Genomic DNA, 18,588 nt, shown 5'->3' with positions numbered 1-18,588 from the left:
GTTATGAGGAACGCTCACGAAAGGCGGAACTAAGGCCCCCGCCCCATGCTGGGTTCAGAAAATTCTGACGCTGTCGTCAGTGGTCATCTGACACGGACCCGGCGTCCCTCATCACTCGCCAGTTGGGCCGCCTTCGGCTGTCCGCACTGTTCCGCAGGTCGCTAGCTTCAACCAAGGCGTCACGTGCCAGGGAAGACGTCGCCGAGTGCTGCCGGGACATCGCCAGCTAAAATCTACAATGGCGTCCTCTATATCGACCACTTCATTCCAGTCACGGCATCCGGACGCTGGACTTCTTCCAGAAGACAGTCATTACGGCCAGCCCTACGTAATGCCCGATGCTGCCAAGGAGTCCCCTGTCTTCCCAGATTTGATTAAGAACTCTGAGCATTCACTGAAAACTAAAAAGAGTGCACTCGCGCTCGCTTGCATCAGTCGATAAGCCGCTTGAGTTCGGTCATTGCAGCTAGAACAGCGCCGCTAGCGACTTGCAACCTAAGGCGCCCTGAGGCTAACGTTGCTTATCCAAAGGGGGATGAGCAATGGAACGCTCGCATTATTTTGTTGATCGCAGCCTATACGGCGATGAAGTAGTGGCTCGAGCAGCTCACCGCTACACGGGCATTTACGACGTAGAAATGCGGGTGGAGGGCGACTCACTCATGGTCGCTTTTTCGAGCAAAGACGACGCTTCCGTTGCACCCGGACTTCATGCTCAGTTTTCTCGTGATCTACTCGATGAGCGTTTGCGCGCGCTGGTCCGCACTGAAACGCAGGGCTTGCAGCAGGAACTAGTTCGTGCCGCATTGAACCAAGCTCAACCGCTGACGCGTTCTAATGTCGAGGTTTAAGCCCAGCCAGGCCTTTGGCCACGCATCCTCATACAAGTTGCTACCCCTTCGATTTCGGCGCCTGCCGTGGGATGAGACCCGCGCGTTCGTGTCATCAATGGCTGGCGACTGGCTCCTCATGGACATGGATGACCTTCAGCGGTTTGTCTCCCATGAGCTCTCTGCAAACTCTCCTTTGCTCGCAGATCTACAGGCTAGGCACTTGGCGATCGTGCAGACCGACCGCAGCAGCCTATCGCCGCTCCTGAGTCAGATCCGCACCCGGAAGTCCTACATGGTGGGTGGGCCAGCACTTCATATTTTCGTTGTGTCTTTGCGGTGCCACCACACCTGCAGCTATTGCCAAGTATCCCGCCAAGCAACAACCGCCACTGCCTTTGATATGACTGGCTCGCATGCGGAGCAAGCGGTCGAGCGGCTCTTCGAATGGCCTAGCCAAGAACTCACTATTGAGTTCCAAGGTGGGGAGCCCCTGCTCAACTTTGAGCAAGTCATGGGCATCACGAAGCTCATCGTCAAGCGCAACGCTTCCGAACGGCGAGACCTACGATTTGTCTTGGCTTCGACGCTTCATGACCTCACCAAAAGCCAACTGGCATTTCTGGCAGAACACCGCTTCAAGTTATCCACCTCTTTGGACGGTCCGGAGTGGCTCCACAACGCGAATCGCCCGCGACCTGGCCGTGACAGCTACCGTCGGACCCTGAATGGCATCGACCTGGGGCGGCGTTGGCTTGGGGACGATGGGGTTTCGGCTCTGACCACATTGACCAAGCTGAGCTTGGAAGTCCCAGAAGCGATCATCGATGAGTATCGAAAGGTAGGACTTCACTCCATCTCGTTGAGGCCTCTTAGCCCCTACGGATTCGCGAATCGGACGGCTCGCCGAACCGGCTACTCAACGGAAGACTACCTGGCCTTCTACATGCGAGCCTTTGGCCACTTGATAGCGGTCAACCGCTCCGGTTATGCATTAGAAGAGTCGTATGCATCGCTGCTGCTCTCCCAGCTCTTCACTTCGTTTGGTCATGGCTATGTCGATCTCAGGTCGCCATCTGGTGCAGGCCTTGGGGCCGTCATCTATGACCACGACGGGCGGGTCTACCCTTCTGACGAGGCAAGAATGCTCGCAGCAATGGGAGATGACCAGTTCGCCCTTGGAGACGTTTCACAACCGGTGACCGATTGGCTTTCATCCCCAGTCATGGCGCGGCTCTTGGAAGCTGGCGTAGCTGAGGCTTTACCTACCTGCTCCGATTGCGCATTCGTGCCGCTGTGCGGCGCGGACCCGATTGAGCACTACGCACGCCAGGGAGACACCGTCGGACATCGCCCGACTAGCGACTTTTGCAAGAGGAACATGGGCTTGTTCGATCTTTTGTTGGAGCGCTACGAGGCGTCTGACCGGTGGACCCAAAGCCTGATGCGATCCTGGGCGGCTCCCAAAGCAACGGAGGAAGTTTCCAATGTTGCCGCTTGAGACCAAAGCACTGCTTGCGCCATCCACCCGCGCATCCTTACTGAAAGTTGTTGGCTTGGCAGATTTTTCGCAGTCCCCACTGCCGTTAGAGCGGATGGCTTTGGATATAAGGGGCTTGGACCTGCATCGGCTGAGCGAATCACTGCTAGGCCTGCCCTGGGGCGCTGTCCTTGCACCTGAAGAAGCGGTGTGGTTCGACGATCTCCCTATCGTTCGTTTGAAGGGATCGCCGGACCTCTGTAAACCAGGCGACGTCATTGAACTCAATCCACTTCAAAGCAAGGTTGCCATTCGCTACCGGCGGGGCGACACAGGAAACGTGCTGTTCGCTACCGAGCGTTGCAACAGCTACTGCCTGATGTGCTCGCAGCCCCCGCGTGAGGTAGAAGACGCTTGGCGTGTCCAACATCTGCTGGACTTGATTGACCTAATCGACCCGAACGAGCCCTCTCTCGCTATCAGCGGAGGCGAACCCACGTTGCTTGGGGATGGCTTGGTCCAGGTCACCAAGAAGTGTGCGGATGCGCTGCCGAAAACCCACATCCACGTCCTCTCGAATGGACGGCTGCGCGACCCAGCGCTGCCTGCAAAGTTCGCGGGTATCCATCCAAATCTGAGCTGGGGTGTCCCGCTCTATGGCGATCACCACGCCCTGCATGACTATGTCGTTCAGAGCGAAGGCGCCTTCGCCCAAACCTTGAGGGGCGTGTATGCCCTCGAGGCCGCTGGCCAGAGAGTTGAGATCCGCGTAGTGCTAGTGAAGCCGAGCTTCGAGCGGCTGGCACAGCTCGCTCGCTACATCTGGCGCAACCTTCCCTTCGTGGAGCACGTGGCGCTGATGGGCATTGAACCAATCGGATTTGCGAAGGCGCATCAGCAGGAACTATGGGCTGACCCGGCAGACTACGCCAAGGAGCTTGCGGAGGCGGTTGAGACGCTCGCAGAGGGAGGAATCGCCGTTTCCCTCTATAACTTGCCGCTTTGCACCCTGGATCGCTCTCTTTGGCCGTATGCAGTTCAAAGCATCTCGACTTGGAAGAACGACTACCTTCCCGCATGTAACGCTTGCTCAGTTCGAGAGCGTTGCGGCGGGTTCTTTTCGTGGGTCACTCCGGCGTGGACCAGTCGCGCCGTATCACCAGTATTGGAAGCCTAGACATGTCCAACGCATTGATGATTATCGGCTCCGCCACCTTTGGCAGCTTGGCCACCGAGCCGCCCAAAGGACAGTCTGATCTCCGAATGCTTTCGGAGATGGACGGGAAATACGCCACAGTCCTGAGCACCTCATTGAATGCCGGGCGTCACAATCTCTATGCCGGGCACAGAAGCCACAGCTCTCACCGTTCGCACAGCTCGCATCGGTCACATTCTTCCGGTTCTGGCAGTTCTTATAGATCTTATTCGCCACCGCCTGCGACAACCTATACGGCGCCAGCGAGCACCTACGCACCATCCTCAACATCGAAGAGCACCAACGGCAGCTCGGCCACCTCGTATGGCCAGAGCCTGCAGCCGACGAGCACATCAACAACGCCCGCGAGCAACGGCAGCTCGCAAGCGCTCTCTTCGACCACCAGGCTGGCGTCGGAGGGTCGGGATGCGGACGCCCTGAAGCTACTCATCATGCGCGTCCAGGCTGCCCTTTACTCGAAGGGCTACGATCCCGGTGCCATTGATGGGACCCTGACGCCTGAGACGAAGTTAGCCCTTCGGCTGTTCCAGCGAGCCTATGGACTCACGGCGACCGGCACCATGACCACGCCGACGCTTGATGCACTCGGAGTGCGTCTCTAAAGTTCCTCTCGCTTCAGTCCTATACGGGCTGAAAGAGGCTTACTAAACCAGGTATGCGTGGTCATCGCACCGATCCACGCGAGCAGGGTCATGTCGTGCTGCTCCACAAGAAGCCTTGTCGACGCGCAGCAGCGCGGCCCTCTTAAGCTGTATGTGGGCAGCGTCGAGCCATCGTGCGGCCAGCGAGAATACTTCGCTATGTGCATGGCCGGCACTAGCACGCTGTATCCCAGAAGTGAACTTGCATGCCCAAGAGGCGTTCAAGAATCCCCAGAGGGAGAGGGCTACAAAGTCACGATCGGACGACTATTCCACTGGGCAACCGAGACGCCTTGACAAGGTCTTCCTTTGCGCTAAAAAGGGATTAATCTTTATGGACTATATATCGTGAACCAAACTAGAGCCAAGAATTATTTGCATCGTTACGGTATATGCCTATCCCGTCAGGATGATAGGAAGAGTAAAGAATGGTTGACGACACCAGCAAACAATCCTGAAAAACGACTTTCTTTCCCTACGATTCTAGCCGCGATTGAATACTGGGATTGTCAGGCACGCTGGCTTGCGTTCGATACTGCCCTTGCCGCTGCGGCCCTAGAGCATGCCAAGTCCCTAGGGATTGCTGACCGGATTGCTTTCGATGAATGTATCGACGGCGCCGACGCCCCCATGCCCGAAGCAATGATGAACTCGTCAATGCGCGCGACGTTCCCAAAGGACTGGAGAAACTTAGTTCAAGCTTGGACAGCTCGGGAGGGATCTATTGCACAAATTGATATTTTTCGCACACTAAAGCATGCTCGCTCAGAACAACAAAACCCCTCCCCGCCACGTGAAAGGGAAACGAAAAATGAGCATAGAATGGCCGAGCGAAGAGACTGCCTCAAGGGTGGAGCATCTGGTTAACGCATGCGCTGGACCCATAGATCAGCTTGTGAGGCCAACGCCACTTTCAGGTGCGCTGCAAATTGCGACTTATCAAATCCTAAAATCCCATACTACAACCCCTCAGAGAGAGGAGGATGTAACCTCCATGCTCAGCGGAGCCTATGCTAGCTCTGTGAGCTGGATTCTTCGGTGCCTTGAAATTTGGCAAAGCCACGGTCTAGACCTGATTCCATACGATAAATATGGCGCATCCCCCATCAGCGAAGGGTCTACGGGTGCAGATTTTTCTCTACTCATAAGATTTAGTGACGAGTTCGCACGCGTAAGCGTATTTCAGGCAAAGGTAAGCGACAGCATCGACGAGGTTGACGTCCATCGTATTGCCCCGTTCCGGGCAGCGAGCAAGAAGGCGCCAGAAAAGCTACCGGAACCTCAAGCGCTGCGACTCGTGGAATATGGACTCAGTCTCATTGCCTCCAAGAATGAAGATGATCTCAATTGGATCCACTTTTGCGCTTACGCACCCAATTCTTTCTTTTGCATCCCTCTCAGCCAGGCATTGACACTTATCACAAGTTACAGGGGGACCCAAGCCGCTATCACTAAGGACCTACAAGATTTTCGTAAAGAAAAGAGTGGAGAGAATAATCTTTCAACTCTACTGCGAAATAAAGCAAGGCAACTCTATGGCACCCGAAAAACCACGATCTTGCGTCGAGACTCCCACACGCTAGAGCTCATTCACCTTCTAGCGGCAGGCGCATCAATCAAACCCGACTTGAAAGCACCCGGATGGCTGAACCTCAATAGCGCCGCGGAAATCAAAAATTTCAAGGACACGTGTCCACAAGAAGTTCAGCTCATCGAACTCAGCGGAAGCCCATCCCCTTCTCCATCCCCTTCCTTAGAAATCGTCGGCAATCTAAATCAGGCCGCCAAATGCTACACAACCGAGATTAACTTTAACCCCATCCCAACTCCCGGGGCTGGCAGTAGCCCAAAACTTGGACGGTAATCAAATCACTGACCTTGCCGCGGAGTAAGAAGGGAGACAGCTTAGGCGCGGGCCGGCGAACCTCTAAAACGGAGTGCGGGGAAGCACTATCGCCGGAGGCAGCCTCTCTTCAAGGTCGCGGCTTCGCTGCGCCGAGCGTTCCTGCGCAAGGTGTCGCGTCAGCTCCGCCAATGCCGTATCCATCGCCTCGCTGAAAGGGTCTCGAGCCTCATTGTCGACCCAAGGCTCTTGTAGCGCGTCTTCAAGGGTGGCCGTCCACACCTCGCCAAGCTCCGAACCAACCCCGGTATGAGGAACATTCGCTTCGTTTGTGCCGTTCGCTTCGTTTGCTCCATCCGCAGCAGTCACAGCCGTCAGCACATTGCCTGGCACGGTCAATACATGGCCAACCAAGCGACCGCCGACCAGCACCCAGTCATGCTGGACGGTCAGACACTCCCTCACCGTCGTTAGTGCCAGCACCCTGCCCGCCTTCCTTGTCATACGGGCGACCTGATCCTTGACCGCCTGCAGTTCGAGTTGGAGCTCGAGCTCCCGAGCTTGCTGCCTCAGTCGCTCCAGCTCGTCTAGCAAACGACGCTCTTTGGGCGTCTTGCTGGCCCTGGCTTTTTGCCACTCCACCAAGTCTTCGTAGAGGTAGCGCACGTGCTGATTGGCCCCGCCACCTGTGAGTCCTGCGCCTTTCTGGAAGGGCGGCCCCAACGGTGGGGAGCGGCGACGCCACTCCCCCAGCGTGTCGAAGTGGACTCCCAAGAACCGTGCCGCGGCTTTGCTGGTGACGGTTTGCGTCAACCCAGCTCTTGCACGCTCCAGTTCCTGGTCCAGCGCGGCCTCCAACAGCGCGCGGTAGTCCTCTTCACTGCGAACAACCTCAATCATCCAATGCGGTCCGCTGGTTCCGTTGAGCAAAGATACTAACCGGAGGGTCATTGGCCTCGTCCAGCCGCGGCTTGTCCGTCCCCTTCAGTCTGTTCCACACCCGCGGACTCTTGGCGACCATGGCTTCCTCAACTCGCCCCATCGCTTCTCGCAACTTGGACCACTCCTGCTCGGTGTAGCGCTCCGACACCGCGGCCATCCTGTCCTGGCCCTGCCCGCGGGTGTGATGATGCAAGAGCTGCGAGACGATTCGGCTTTCTCCGAACAAATGCGCCGCGTAGCGCCCCATGGTCCGACGGAGGTCGTGCGGGGTCAGTCCGATGTCGATGTCCTCGCTGAGGTTCAACAAGCCCGCATCGCGCCGGACATTGGCCACGATGCTCTTGCTGTCTGAGTAGTGCCCCGATCGGCTGCGGCTGGAACGCGCCGGGAAGACGTAGCGGGTTCGGTCAAGGGCATGTCGGGCTTTCTCCAATTCTGCCTCCAATCCCTTGATCAGCTCCCGTCTGGCTCCTCTGGCTTTAGCGGCTCGAAGCAAGCCTTCCATGGTCGCGACCTCCTTCTTCGCCTCGGTATCGTCCAAGCGCTCCTCCAGACGCCGCTGAAGCACTTGCTCGGCGAAATAGGTCACTGGCAAATAGCGCTCGTCTCCGTTCTTGGTGTCGAACAAGTAGACCTGCGACCCCTCGCGGCGGGTGAAAGGATTGACCTGCCCCGGTGGCGTCAACGACACCCACGACACCTCACGCTGAGTCAGCTCTCCCGGCGTGCACCGGTCGAACCACCGCAACGCGGCTGCTTCGCTGCGCCGGGTGCCCCACAACAGGGTCAGCAGCAGGTAATCGGCTCCGGCCGCATTCAAACCGCCCTGCTCATCCCGGCGAGCCAGGATGACCTTCATCACCTTGGGCAGCGTGTCATCCCCCAACGGATTGCGCACCTCAGCCCGGCTGTAGTGGTTGCGCAAGTCCTGAGCCCCGCGAAGTAGATCCTTGCTGTAGATGGCCTGGAACGGGTTGTAGATTATCTTGGGTTCCCGCCGAGTCTCGTGTGCCTGTTCTTGTTCCACTTCGTTGAACAGGTCCACGGAGCGCTTTGCATCGGTGAAGGTGTGCTCGGCAGCGGCGAGTCCTGCGGCCCTCACCCGTTGAATGTATTTCCCGGCGATGCCCAGTTCTCCAAGCTGGGCTGTGGAAAGCTGGGCCCAGTCGTCGTGGGATGCCAAGGCTTGGCGCATGGCAGTCGGGATACGGTTGGAGCGAAGCATGGCGCTCTTGCGCAACGCATCGTATCCCCGCACCACGTCCTCGGTTCGCGTGTCCCGAATTTTCAGATCGGCCAAGCCCACCTCGGGTCGCTCCAGACGAGCCAAGCTACTGCGGACAGCCTCGACACTGACCTGCTTCACTTTCTTTTTCCTAGCACGCTCTCCCATGCGCTCGATGTAGAGCTCCATGCATTGCCGAAGCGTGATGTCTTCTGAGCGCTTGTCTCGACGCTTGGCTCGGAGTTCTGCGCGCTCCTGTTGCACCGGATTGGTCCCGGTCTGCCTGAGCACCGACAGGTGCCCCTTGGCTACCTCGTAGGCTTCGTCCAGCCCCATGTCGGTGACGTTGCCCAAGGAAAAACGGCGGATGCCCGTCGGCCCACGCTTGACCACCTCGTATGTGGTCTTGGTTCTCCCTACCCGAAAACTAAAACCGGAGGGAGCCTTGTCACTTCCATCCACCAAGCGGTAGGGTTCGCCGGCCTCTTCAGGGTCCCGCTCCACCAGCTTGACCTTGCCCGCTTTGTCCAGCACGGGTGTCCGATCCACCGACAGGCTCAGGACTTGGGCGTAGGTCAGCTTAAACTTGAGCGACCCGCGCCTCTTCGGCAGATCTGGCAACTCCGGCGTCTTGCTCATGCATCCTCCATTGCTGTCGTGCGAGTGCTGTTGGTTGCAACCCACGTCGCAACATCAACATACGCTTTTCTTACCATGCGAACTCGTCGCAACATGCCAAATTGGGTCTCGCTTTGAATCGTCGCAACACGGTCGCAACAAAAAAGACCGTTACTGCCCGCAATAGCCCTCTTTTGACCGTCAGTTCCGTTACAGAGCAAATTCATAAGTGACTGTTTCCTCAAATATTTCCAAGACCGGCAAGGCCCCTCAAGAACATACGCCTGCCATGAAGCAATTCTTCGCCGCCAAGTCGGACTATCCCGACCTGCTGCTGTTCTTCCGCATGGGCGATTTCTACGAGCTGTTCTACGACGACGCGCGCAAGGCTGCGCGGCTGCTCGACATCACCCTGACCCAGCGCGGCAGTTCCGGTGGCGCGCCGATCCCGATGGCCGGCGTGCCGGTGCATGCCTACGAGGGCTACCTGGCCCGGTTGGTGGCGTTGGGCGAGTCGGTGGCGATCTGCGAGCAGATCGGCGACCCGGCGCTGGCCAAGGGCCTGGTCGAACGCAAGGTGGTGCGCATCGTCACACCGGGCACGGTCACCGACGAGGCGCTGCTGGACGAGCGCCGCGACACGCTGCTGATGGCGATCGCGCGCAGCAAGCAAGGCTACGGCCTGGCCTGGGCCGATCTGGCCGGCGGGCGTTTTCTGGTCAATGAAGTAGATAGCGTGGATGCGCTGGAAGCGGAGATCGCGCGCCTGGAACCGGCCGAGCTGTTGGTGCCCGACGAGGACAACTGGCCGGAATTCCTGCGTGGCCGCGTCGGTGTACGGCGGCGGCCACCGTGGTTGTTCGACGCCGACAGCGGCCGGCGCCAGCTGCTGGCATTCTTCAAGTTGCACGACCTGTCCGGCTTCGGCATCGACGACAAACCCTGCGCCACCGCGGCCGCCGGCGCGCTGCTGGGTTATGTCGAGGAGACCCAGAAACAGCGCCTGCCGCATCTGACCTCCATCGCGATGGAAGTGGCCAGCGAGGCGATCTCGATGAACGCGGCCACGCGCCGGCATCTGGAACTGGATACGCGCGTGGATGGCGACACCCGCAACACCTTGCTCGGGGTGCTCGACAGCACGGTCACGCCGATGGGCGGGCGCCTGCTGCGGCGCTGGCTGCACCGTCCGCTGCGCCTGCGCGAGGTGCTGGTGCAGCGCCACCACGCCGTCGGCACGCTGATCGACAGCGGCGCCGACGCCGACGTGCGCGAGGCCTTCCGCGCGCTTGGCGATCTGGAACGCATCCTCACCCGCGTGGCGCTGCGCTCGGCGCGCCCGCGCGATTTTTCCACCTTGCGCGATGGTCTGGCGCTGCTGCCGACGGTCCGCACGATCCTGGCGCCGCTGGATTCGCCGCGCCTGCAGGCGCTGCATGCCGAACTCGGCGAACACGATGCCACCGCGCATCTGCTGCTCAGCGCGGTGGCCGAACAACCGCCGCTCAAGCTCAGCGACGGTGGCGTGATCGCCACCGGGTATGACGCCGATCTGGATGAGTTGCGCCGCCTGTCCACCAACGCCGATCAATTCCTGATCGACCTGGAACAACGCGAACGCGCCAGCAGCGGCATCGCCACGCTCAAGGTCGGCTACAACCGCGTGCACGGCTACTACATCGAGATCAGCAAGGGCCAGGCCGACAAAGCCCCGCTGCACTACAGCCGCCGGCAGACGCTGACCAATGCCGAGCGCTACATCACCGAAGAACTCAAGAGTTTCGAGGACAAGGTGCTGTCGGCGCGCGAGCGCGCGTTGTCGCGCGAAAAGCTGCTGTATGAAGGCCTGCTCGATGCACTCGGCGGCGAGCTGGAAGGCCTCAAGCGCTGCGCGAGCGCATTGAGCGAACTCGATGTGCTGGCCGGCTTCGCAGAACGCGCGCAGGCACTGGATTGGTCACGGCCGGAACTGGACAACGCACCGTGCCTGCGTATCGAACGCGGCCGCCACCCGGTGGTGGAAGCGGTGCGCGACCAGCCGTTCGAACCCAACGATCTGGAGTTGCACGCCGACCGCCGCATGCTGGTGATCACCGGCCCGAACATGGGTGGTAAATCGACCTACATGCGCCAGAACGCGCTGATCGTGTTGCTGGCGCATATCGGCAGCTATGTGCCGGCCAGCCGCGCGGTGATCGGGCCGATCGACCGCATCCTCACCCGCATCGGCGCCGGCGATGACCTTGCGCGCGGGCAATCCACCTTCATGGTGGAAATGGCCGAGACCAGCTATATCCTGCACCACGCCACGCCGCAATCGCTGGTGCTGATGGACGAGATCGGCCGCGGCACTTCCACCTACGATGGCCTGGCATTGGCCGATGCGGTTGCACGCCATCTGGCGCATAGCAATCGCTGCTACACGCTGTTCGCCACGCATTATTTCGAGCTCACCGCACTGGCCGACGAATCGCATGCCGGCGGGACCAGCGGCATCGCCAACGTGCATCTGGACGCGGTCGAACACGGCGAGCGCCTGGTGTTCATGCATGCGGTCAAGGACGGCCCGGCCAATCGCAGCTTCGGCCTGCAGGTGGCCGCGCTCGCCGGCCTGCCCAAGACCGCCGTGACCCAGGCGCGTCATCGCCTGGCCGAACTGGAACAACGCGGCGGCGAAAGCCATGTCGCACAGATGGCACCGGCGGCACTGGATGCGCCGCAACAGTTCGGTTTGTTCACTGCGCCCTCTTCCGCTGCGCAGGAAGCACTGCAGGCGCTGGACCCGGACGAACTCACGCCCAAGCAGGCACTGGAAGCCTTGTATCGGTTGAAGGCGTTGCTTTGAGTGCGGGGATTTGGGAATCGGGAATCGGGAATCGTAAGAGCGTAGTTGCCTGGCTCTACGCTTTGCGGGGTTGGTCAACCTTGCCGTGTTGTTGTCGATTGAAGTGGCTTGATTGCCACTGTGCGGTATCGCTGCCCTCGCCCTGCATCGCGGCGCGTGCCGTGTTGCCCTGATGGCGCGACGGGCGCACGCTGCCGCAACGTTTTGTCCAACCGGAGACACCGATGACCACGTCCGCCTCGTTGACCGATCAACTTGCCGCGCAGTTGCAGGGCCCGCAGTTGCAGCAGCTCGCCAGCCGGCTCGGCATCGCGCCCGAGCAGGCGCAATCGGCGGTGCAGACCGCGCTGCCGCTATTGATGGGCGCGCTGGGCCGTAACAGCCAGCAGGCCGGTGGCACCGATGCGTTGCTGGGTGCCTTGCAGCGCGATCATGCCGGCAGCCCGGACATCGGCAGCCTGCTCGGTACGTTGCTGGGCGGCTCGGCCAGCGGTGCGCAAGGCAATGGCGCCGGCATCGTGGGGCATCTGTTCGGCGACAAGGCACCGCAGGCTGCCGCAGGCCTGGGCCAGGCCACCGGGCTGGAAACCGGCAAGGCCAATCAGCTGCTGCAATTGCTGGCACCCATCGTGATGGCGTATCTGGCCAGGCGCTTCCTCGGCGGCAATGCCGCGGCCAGCAGCCAGCTCGGCCCGGCCCTGGCGCAGGAAAAGCAGCGCGCCGGCAGCAATACCGGGGTCAACGGCCTGCTGGGCAGCGTGCTGGATCAGGACGGCGACGGGAAGCTTGGGCTGGGCGATGTCATGAAGCTGGGTGGCAGCCTGTTCGGCAAGCGCTGACATCGCGCGCGCAGGTTGGGGACATCGGCGCGCCATCCATAGCGCCTCGCTATCGATATGGTTGAATAATTCGAATTCCCCAACCGATCGATGCTACTTATCGTGTGCACACCCCGCCACGATGAGCCCGCCTGACGCGCATGTCTGCCAGTCACACTCTGCACATCGCCCCATACCGGCCCCTGCAGGCAGGCGCTAGCATCGCCATACGCGGCGACGCTTCTCGATGCCCCCACGGCCGCATGTGCGCCGTGGATGACCACCCCTGACGCATTGCCCGCCCTTTCAATTCCACCAGCGCGTGTCCGCAGTTTCGGCACACAGCTCCCCAGGTGCTCACGCACACAGGTATTGCCATGACAACCGAAGCAAAGTGCCCGTTCAACCACGCCGTCGTCGGTACCGGAACCACTAACCGCGATTGGTGGCCCAAGCAGTTACGCGTGGACCTGCTCAGCCAGCATTCGAGCAAGTCCAACCCGCTGGGCCAGACCTTCAACTACGCCGAGGCGTTCAAGCGCATCGATCTGGCCGCACTCAAGCAGGAACTGCGTGCGCTGATGACCGACTCGCAGGACTGGTGGCCGGCCGACTTCGGCCATTACGGCCCGCTGTTCGTGCGCATGGCCTGGCATAGCGCCGGCACCTACCGCATCGGCGATGGGCGTGGCGGCGGCGGTCGCGGCCAGCAGCGCTTCGCACCGCTCAATAGCTGGCCGGACAATGTCAGCCTGGACAAGGCGCGCCGCCTGCTGTGGCCGATCAAGCAGAAGTACGGCCAGGCGATCTCCTGGGCCGACCTGATGATCCTCACCGGCAACGTCGCGCTGGAAAGCATGGGCTTCAAGACCTTCGGCTTTGCCGGTGGCCGCGAAGACACCTGGGAACCGGATCAGGACCTGTACTGGGGCCGGGAAACCAAGTGGCTGGGTGGCGACGAGCGCTACTCGCGCGGTTCGCCCGGCGTGGACGAAGCGCACGGCGTGCTGGTGAAGGACGACGACAGCGAAGTGCCGCACACCCGCGATCTGGAGAACCCGCTGGCCGCCGTGCAGATGGGCCTGATCTACGTCAATCCGGAAGGCCCGGACGGCAAGCCCGACCCGGTCGCCGCCGCGCGCGACATCCGCGACACCTTCGCACGCATGGCGATGAACGACGAAGAGACCGTGGCGCTGATCGCCGGCGGCCACACCTTCGGCAAGACCCACGGCGCCGGCCCGGCCGACAACGTCGGTGCCGAGCCGGAAGCCGGCGAGCTGGAGAGCCAGGGCCTGGGCTGGCACAACCGCTACGGCAGCGGCAAGGGTGCCGACACCATCACCAGCGGCCTGGAAGTCACCTGGACCACCACCCCGGCGCAGTGGAGCAACGACTTCTTCGACCACCTGTTCAAGTTCGAGTGGGAGCTGAGCAAGAGCCCGGCCGGTGCGCACCAGTGGGTGGCCAAGAATGCCGACGCCATCATCCCCGATGCGCACGATGCGTCGAAGAAGCATCGGCCGACCATGCTCACCACCGATCTGGCGCTGCGTTTCGACCCCGCTTACGAGGCCATCTCGCGTCGCTTCCATGCGCATCCCGACCAGTTCGCCGATGCCTTCGCCCGCGCCTGGTTCAAGCTCACCCACCGCGACATGGGGCCGCGCTCGCGTTACCTGGGGGCGGAGGTGCCGAGCGAAGAACTGCTGTGGCAGGACCCGGTGCCGGCCGTCGACCACCCGCTGGTCGATGCGCAGGACGCCGCCGCCCTCAAGCAGGCCATCCTCGACTCCGGCCCGAGCGTGGCGCAGCTGGTGTCCACGGCGTGGGCATCTGCGTCGACCTTCCGCGGCTCGGACAAGCGCGGCGGCGCCAACGGCGCACGCATCCGGCTGGCACCGCAGAAGGATTGGCAGGCCAACCAGCCCGAGCAGCTGGCGCAGGTGCTGGGCACGCTGGAGCGCATCCAGGCCGACTTCAACGGCGCACAGTCGGGTGGCAAGCAGATCTCGCTCGCCGACCTGATCGTGCTGGCCGGTAACGCCGCGGTCGAGCGCGCCGCACAGGCTGCGGGCCACAGCGTCACCGTGCCGTTCGCACCCGGCCGCACCGATGCCTCGCAGGAGCAGACCGATGTCGAGTCCTTCGCGGTGCTGGAGCCGGTGGCCGATGGCTTCCGCAACTACGCCAAGCAGCGCTACGCAGTGCCGGCAGAGGCACTGCTGATCGACAAGGCACAGCTGCTGACGCTGACCGCGCCCGAGTTGACCGTGCTGGTCGGCGGCCTGCGCGTGCTCGGCGCCAATGTTGGCGACTCCAGGCACGGCGTGTTCACCGCCCGCCCCGGCGTGCTGAGCAACGACTTCTTCGCCAACCTGCTCGACATGCGCACCGAATGGAAAGCCACCTCCGAAGCGAAAGAGGTGTACGAAGGCCGCGACCGCAGCACCGGCGAACAGAAGTGGACCGGCACGCGCGTGGACCTGGTGTTCGGTTCCAACTCGATCCTGCGTGCGGTGGCCGAGGTCTACGCCAGTGCCGATGCCCAGGAGAAGTTCGTGCACGACTTCGTTGCCGCCTGGACCAAGGTGATGCAGCTGGATCGTTTCGATCTGGCCTGAGTTGCAAGGCGCACGCCCTCGTGCGTGCGCCTGCAGCGGTGTTGAAATACACGCAAGAGCTCGACTCGGCACACTGAAGACGTCCGTGGAGCGGCTGTTCTGCGGCTTGGCTGCAAGGCCCTTGCCCGCCCACCATCGCGGGACACGCCGCAAGTACGTCCTTGTAGGCTCTTACGCGGCATCCATGCCGCGTAAGGTCCCGCGACGGTGGGCGGGCAAGGACCAGGCGGGATGGTCGGTGTGCTTGGTGAGAGCAGGCACGGTGCCCTGGTGTTCTGACAAAGAAGCGTCAGCCAATTTCCTAGCGCAAGCCGATCAACGACAAGCGTTTAAGCAAACAACCGATCAGCTATCTGGTGTGGTGTCCTCGCCAATTGCGGGACCGTGGGGCGACATGGATGCCGCCACCGAGCCTACAGGGACGGATTCACCGCGTGTCCCGCAATTGGTGAGGGCGCCGCACACTCGACTCAGCTGGGAAGCGCCGTTTCCTCTTGCGTGAACGGCAACGCTCTGGGTGTTTTACGTCCATCACCCAATTCGCAGCGGGCAGCCACGCACTGCTACAACGCGTCGATATCGCCCAGCGCGTTGATCAGCCGGCGTGCACGCTTGTCCGGCTTGCCCTCGGGTGCGCGATAGCCGGTGCGTTCGGCGGCACGCTGCAGCCGCCATTGTGCACGCGCCTCGCGTGAGGCATCGCTTTCCAGGTACAGCGTCTGTGCGACCGGTGCCGGGCCACGCACATCGCTCAGCGCGGCAACGGTGATCTCGAAGATTTCGCCACCGCGGTCGATGCGCAATTGCTCGCCGGTGCGCAGGGTGCGCGAGGGCTTGGGCCGCTGGCCGCCCACATCCACCTTGCCGTTGTCCACCGCCGTCTTGGCCAGGCTGCGCGTCTTGAAGAAGCGCGCCGCCCACAGCCAGACATCCAGCCTGACCGTCGTCGCTTGTTCCACCAGTTGAGTCATCGCGTTGTGCTTGCCGTCGGGTCCAATGGGGCCACAGGCCGCTGTCGTGATCGCCGCTGGTGCGGCGCCTCGCAACGGGCTGCGTTGAACAAAAAACATTTGGGCACCTTCGCCGGAACTCAAGCATGGCGAGCTGCAGGACCTGGCACGCGACCACGCCCTGGCTGACCGATACAGGCAGAACCGCAGAACGGGTGCCTGCCCCGCGTCCTCGAAACGCCGGGCAACCGCATGCCTCACACAAGCCAATGCTAGTGTTCGCAGCTTCCGTCCCACGGCGCGTCTGCGATGCCCAAATCCGCTGTCCTGACCGAAGGCCCGATCGGCAAGAATCTGCTGCTGTTCGCGATGCCGATCCTTGCGGGGAATATCGCGCAATCGCTCAATGGCTCGATCAACGCGATCTGGGTAGGTCGCTACCTCGGCGAGGCGGCGCTGACTGCGGCAGCCAATGCCAACAGCATCATGTTCTTCCTGATCGGCTCGGTGTTCGGCATCGGCATGGCTTCGACCATCCTGATCGGCCAGGCGATGGGCGCGCGCGACATTGCGCAGGCGCGCAAGGTCATGGGCACCAGCGCCAGTTTCTTCGGCGGGCTGTCGGCGCTGATCGCGGTGCTGGGCTGGTTTCTGGCGCCGCACCTGTTGACTGCGATGGGCACGCCGCCGGCATCGCAGACGCTGGCCGAGCAGTACCTGCGGGTGATCTTCCTGGCCATGCCGCTGATCTATGTGTTCGCGTTCCTGTCGGCGGCACTGCGCGGCACCGGCGATGCCCGCACGCCGTTCCGCTTTCTGCTGGTGTCGGTGGTGCTGGACATCGTGTTCAACCCGTTGCTGATCTTCGGTCTGGGGCCGTTTCCGGCATTGGGCATCGCCGGCGCGGCCTGGGCCACGTTGCTGGCGCAGGCAGTGGCGCTGGGCGGTCTGCTGCTGTACCTGCGCAGTCAGCGTCATGTGTTGTGGCTGGGACGCGGCGACCTGCACCTGTTCCGCATCGCGCCCACGATCCTGCGCGCGCTCATCGTCAAGGGCGTGCCGATGGGCCTGCAGATGGTGCTGATTTCGCTGGCCATGATCGCGATGATGACGTTGGTCAACGGCTTCGGCACCGACACCGCCGCCGCCTACGGCGCTGCGTTGCAGCTATGGACCTATGTGCAGATGCCGGCGATGGCGCTGGGCGCGGCATGTTCGACGATGGCGGCGCAGAACGTGGGCGCCGGATTGTGGACGCGTGTGGATGCAACCGCACGCACCGGCATCGTCGCCAACTTCCTGATGACCGGTGTGTTGATCGGGCTGCTGATCGTGTTCGACCGCTGGACGCTGGCGCTGTTCCTGCCGAGCGACAGCCCGACACTGGAGGTTGCGCGGCATCTCAATCACATCGGCATCTGGTCGTTCCTGCTGTTTGGCGTGAGCTTTGTGATTTCCGGCGTGGTGCGGGCCACTGGCGCGGTGATCCCGCCGCTGCTGATCCTGGCCTTCGGTCTGTGGGGCGTGCGCGTGCCCCTGGCGAACGCCTTGATTCCGCACCTGGGAGCCGATGGCATCTGGTGGAGCCTTCCGATCAGCTCGGTGTGTTCGATGCTGCTGTCGCTGGCGTATTACCGCTGGGGCGGCTGGCGCAAGGCACGCATGCTGACCACGCCAGCGCATCCGGCGAATCCTGCGGAGCTGGCCGCCGCTGCCGAAGTACCGGCGCATCCGGCCTCGCCGGTCGCCGATACCGCGCCGATCGCAGCATTGCCGCAGCACCGCCAGCGCTGATGTCGGCCGGCATCACCGGGCAGCAGTATCGACCGAAATCAAGCCAGGTCGAACCTATCAGCCGGGTGCCCTGTTGAGATGATCGATCCAGCGCATGGCCGCCTGGTGCGTGATCCACTCGACCAAGTCCACGGAACACCTAGCGGGCAGCTGCCAGGACGTCTTTCCCTCGACCAACGCAGCACGCGCTCGCCTACCCCGCGAACCTCACGCACGCACCACCACCACCAAATCCCCAATCCGATTCCCTAATCTCGATTCCCGATTCCCGATTCCCACAACGCAAACGGCCGCCCGAAGGCGGCCGTCTGGCATCAGCAGGACAAGCCTGCCGGTGACTTACTCAGCCTTGGCAGCAGCCTGGCGAGCAGCCTTGGCCTGTGCAGCGGCGGCCAGATCTTCCTTGATGCGGGCGGCCTTGCCTTCCAGACCACGCAGGTAGTACAGCTTGCCGGCGCGAACCTTACCGCGACGCTTCACTTCGACCGAGTCGATGATGGCGCTGTGGGTCTGGAACACGCGCTCGACGCCGAAGCCGTGCGAGATCTTGCGCACGGTGAAGGCGGAATTCAGGCCGGCGTTCTTGGTACCGATCACGACGCCCTCATAGGCCTGCACGCGCTCGCGGTTGCCTTCCTTCACCTTGACGTTCACCACGACGGTGTCGCCCTGGTTGAACTCGGGAAGCTTGCGCTGAATCTGGGCGGCTTCGAAGTCAGCCAGGATGGTCTTGTTGAGTTTGCTCATGATGGGCACCGCGTG

14 protein-coding genes and 1 pseudogene are annotated in these 18,588 nt (G+C 61.9%); 11 read left to right on the top strand and 4 right to left on the bottom strand.

The features are described 5' to 3' along the window. Positions 1–148: 148 nt before the first annotated feature. The 7 genes and pseudogenes from H7A87_RS20805 to H7A87_RS06440 form a co-directional block, all read left to right on the top strand. A pseudogene (locus H7A87_RS20805) lies at positions 149–329 on the top strand (DNA/RNA non-specific endonuclease); the annotation flags it as partial. 213 nt (positions 330–542) lie between these two features. Next, positions 543–851: a hypothetical protein gene (locus H7A87_RS06465; RefSeq protein ID WP_104645172.1), complete on the top strand. Its 309-nt coding sequence runs from the start codon at positions 543–545 to the stop codon at positions 849–851. 97 nt (positions 852–948) lie between these two features. Then, on the top strand, positions 949–2,331 hold the full coding sequence (hxsB, locus tag H7A87_RS06460) for a His-Xaa-Ser system radical SAM maturase HxsB (RefSeq protein ID WP_232087938.1): 1,383 nt from the start codon (positions 949–951) through the stop codon (positions 2,329–2,331). Further along, complete coding sequence (gene hxsC / locus H7A87_RS06455; protein WP_119128929.1) at positions 2,318–3,487, top strand: His-Xaa-Ser system radical SAM maturase HxsC; 1,170 nt, start codon at positions 2,318–2,320, stop codon at positions 3,485–3,487. The genes hxsB and hxsC overlap by 14 nt, the downstream gene beginning before the upstream one ends. Positions 3,488–3,489: 2 nt before the next feature. Then, on the top strand, positions 3,490–4,128 hold the full coding sequence (gene hxsA, locus H7A87_RS06450) for a His-Xaa-Ser repeat protein HxsA (protein WP_119128928.1): 639 nt from the start codon (positions 3,490–3,492) through the stop codon (positions 4,126–4,128). A 387-nt stretch (positions 4,129–4,515) separates the two neighbouring features. Continuing rightward, complete coding sequence (locus H7A87_RS06445) at positions 4,516–5,034, top strand: hypothetical protein (RefSeq protein WP_147421095.1); 519 nt, start codon at positions 4,516–4,518, stop codon at positions 5,032–5,034. Positions 5,035–5,161: 127 nt separating this feature from the next. Next, a complete protein-coding gene (locus tag H7A87_RS06440; protein WP_147421094.1) occupies positions 5,162–6,031 on the top strand; it encodes a hypothetical protein in 870 nt (289 codons plus the stop codon). A gap of 63 nt (positions 6,032–6,094) precedes the next feature. Here H7A87_RS06440 and H7A87_RS06435 read toward each other — a convergent pair whose 3' ends face one another. Together H7A87_RS06435 and H7A87_RS06430 are read right to left on the bottom strand one after the other, a co-directional pair. Continuing rightward, positions 6,095–6,910, bottom strand: coding sequence for a nucleotide-binding protein (locus H7A87_RS06435; RefSeq protein WP_119128927.1), 816 nt, complete (start codon positions 6,908–6,910; stop codon positions 6,095–6,097). Continuing rightward, the gene (locus H7A87_RS06430) at positions 6,903–8,816 is read right to left on the bottom strand and encodes an integrase (RefSeq protein ID WP_119128926.1); all 1,914 of its coding nucleotides are present in this window, start codon (positions 8,814–8,816) and stop codon (positions 6,903–6,905) included. Before H7A87_RS06430 ends, H7A87_RS06435 begins: the two co-directional genes overlap by 8 nt. A gap of 268 nt (positions 8,817–9,084) precedes the next feature. On the opposite strand from H7A87_RS06430, the gene mutS reads away from it, so the two are divergent. The 3 genes from mutS (at position 9,085) to katG (ending at position 15,082) form a co-directional block, all read left to right on the top strand. Beyond that, positions 9,085–11,640: a DNA mismatch repair protein MutS gene (mutS, locus tag H7A87_RS06425; RefSeq protein WP_232087937.1), complete on the top strand. Its 2,556-nt coding sequence runs from the start codon at positions 9,085–9,087 to the stop codon at positions 11,638–11,640. A 224-nt stretch (positions 11,641–11,864) separates the two neighbouring features. Then, on the top strand, positions 11,865–12,479 hold the full coding sequence (locus H7A87_RS06420; protein ID WP_119128924.1) for a DUF937 domain-containing protein: 615 nt from the start codon (positions 11,865–11,867) through the stop codon (positions 12,477–12,479). A gap of 356 nt (positions 12,480–12,835) precedes the next feature. Then, a complete protein-coding gene (gene katG / locus H7A87_RS06415) occupies positions 12,836–15,082 on the top strand; it encodes a catalase/peroxidase HPI (RefSeq protein ID WP_119128923.1) in 2,247 nt (748 codons plus the stop codon). A 563-nt stretch (positions 15,083–15,645) separates the two neighbouring features. Here the strand turns inward: katG and H7A87_RS06410 are convergent. Beyond that, positions 15,646–16,053: an RNA-binding S4 domain-containing protein gene (locus H7A87_RS06410; protein WP_119128922.1), complete on the bottom strand. Its 408-nt coding sequence runs from the start codon at positions 16,051–16,053 to the stop codon at positions 15,646–15,648. Between the two features lie 288 nt (positions 16,054–16,341). On the opposite strand from H7A87_RS06410, the gene H7A87_RS06405 reads away from it, so the two are divergent. Further along, positions 16,342–17,826, top strand: a complete 1,485-nt coding sequence (locus tag H7A87_RS06405) for an MATE family efflux transporter (protein WP_104585472.1) — start codon at positions 16,342–16,344, stop codon at positions 17,824–17,826. Positions 17,827–18,165: 339 nt separating this feature from the next. On the opposite strand, the gene rplS is transcribed toward H7A87_RS06405, so the two are convergent. Beyond that, positions 18,166–18,573, bottom strand: coding sequence for a 50S ribosomal protein L19 (rplS, locus tag H7A87_RS06400; RefSeq protein WP_005989873.1), 408 nt, complete (start codon positions 18,571–18,573; stop codon positions 18,166–18,168). Positions 18,574–18,588: the final 15 nt, after the last annotated feature.

Origin of the sequence: Xanthomonas sp. CPBF 426 (assembly GCF_903989465.1) — a bacterium.
In the GTDB taxonomy this organism is placed as follows: domain Bacteria; phylum Pseudomonadota; class Gammaproteobacteria; order Xanthomonadales; family Xanthomonadaceae; genus Xanthomonas; species Xanthomonas euroxanthea.
Note: the sequence above shows the minus strand (reverse complement) of the source record. Positions and strands in the feature narration are given on the sequence as shown.

Excerpts from the sequence above, each read along its gene's own strand:
- H7A87_RS06465 (WP_104645172.1), top strand. The coding sequence starts at position 543 with ATGGAACGCTCGCATTATTTTGTTGATCGCAGCCTATACGGCGATGAA.
- hxsB (WP_232087938.1), top strand. The coding sequence starts at position 949 with ATGGCTGGCGACTGGCTCCTCATGGACATGGATGACCTTCAGCGGTTT.
- hxsC (WP_119128929.1), top strand. The coding sequence starts at position 2,318 with ATGTTGCCGCTTGAGACCAAAGCACTGCTTGCGCCATCCACCCGCGCA.
- hxsA (WP_119128928.1), top strand. The coding sequence starts at position 3,490 with ATGTCCAACGCATTGATGATTATCGGCTCCGCCACCTTTGGCAGCTTG.
- H7A87_RS06440 (WP_147421094.1), top strand. The coding sequence starts at position 5,162 with ATGCTCAGCGGAGCCTATGCTAGCTCTGTGAGCTGGATTCTTCGGTGC.
- H7A87_RS06435 (WP_119128927.1), bottom strand. The coding sequence starts at position 6,910 with ATGATTGAGGTTGTTCGCAGTGAAGAGGACTACCGCGCGCTGTTGGAG.
- H7A87_RS06430 (WP_119128926.1), bottom strand. The coding sequence starts at position 8,816 with ATGAGCAAGACGCCGGAGTTGCCAGATCTGCCGAAGAGGCGCGGGTCG.
- mutS (WP_232087937.1), top strand. The coding sequence starts at position 9,085 with ATGAAGCAATTCTTCGCCGCCAAGTCGGACTATCCCGACCTGCTGCTG.
- H7A87_RS06420 (WP_119128924.1), top strand. The coding sequence starts at position 11,865 with ATGACCACGTCCGCCTCGTTGACCGATCAACTTGCCGCGCAGTTGCAG.
- katG (WP_119128923.1), top strand. The coding sequence starts at position 12,836 with ATGACAACCGAAGCAAAGTGCCCGTTCAACCACGCCGTCGTCGGTACC.
- H7A87_RS06410 (WP_119128922.1), bottom strand. The coding sequence starts at position 16,053 with ATGACTCAACTGGTGGAACAAGCGACGACGGTCAGGCTGGATGTCTGG.
- H7A87_RS06405 (WP_104585472.1), top strand. The coding sequence starts at position 16,342 with ATGCCCAAATCCGCTGTCCTGACCGAAGGCCCGATCGGCAAGAATCTG.
- rplS (WP_005989873.1), bottom strand. The coding sequence starts at position 18,573 with ATGAGCAAACTCAACAAGACCATCCTGGCTGACTTCGAAGCCGCCCAG.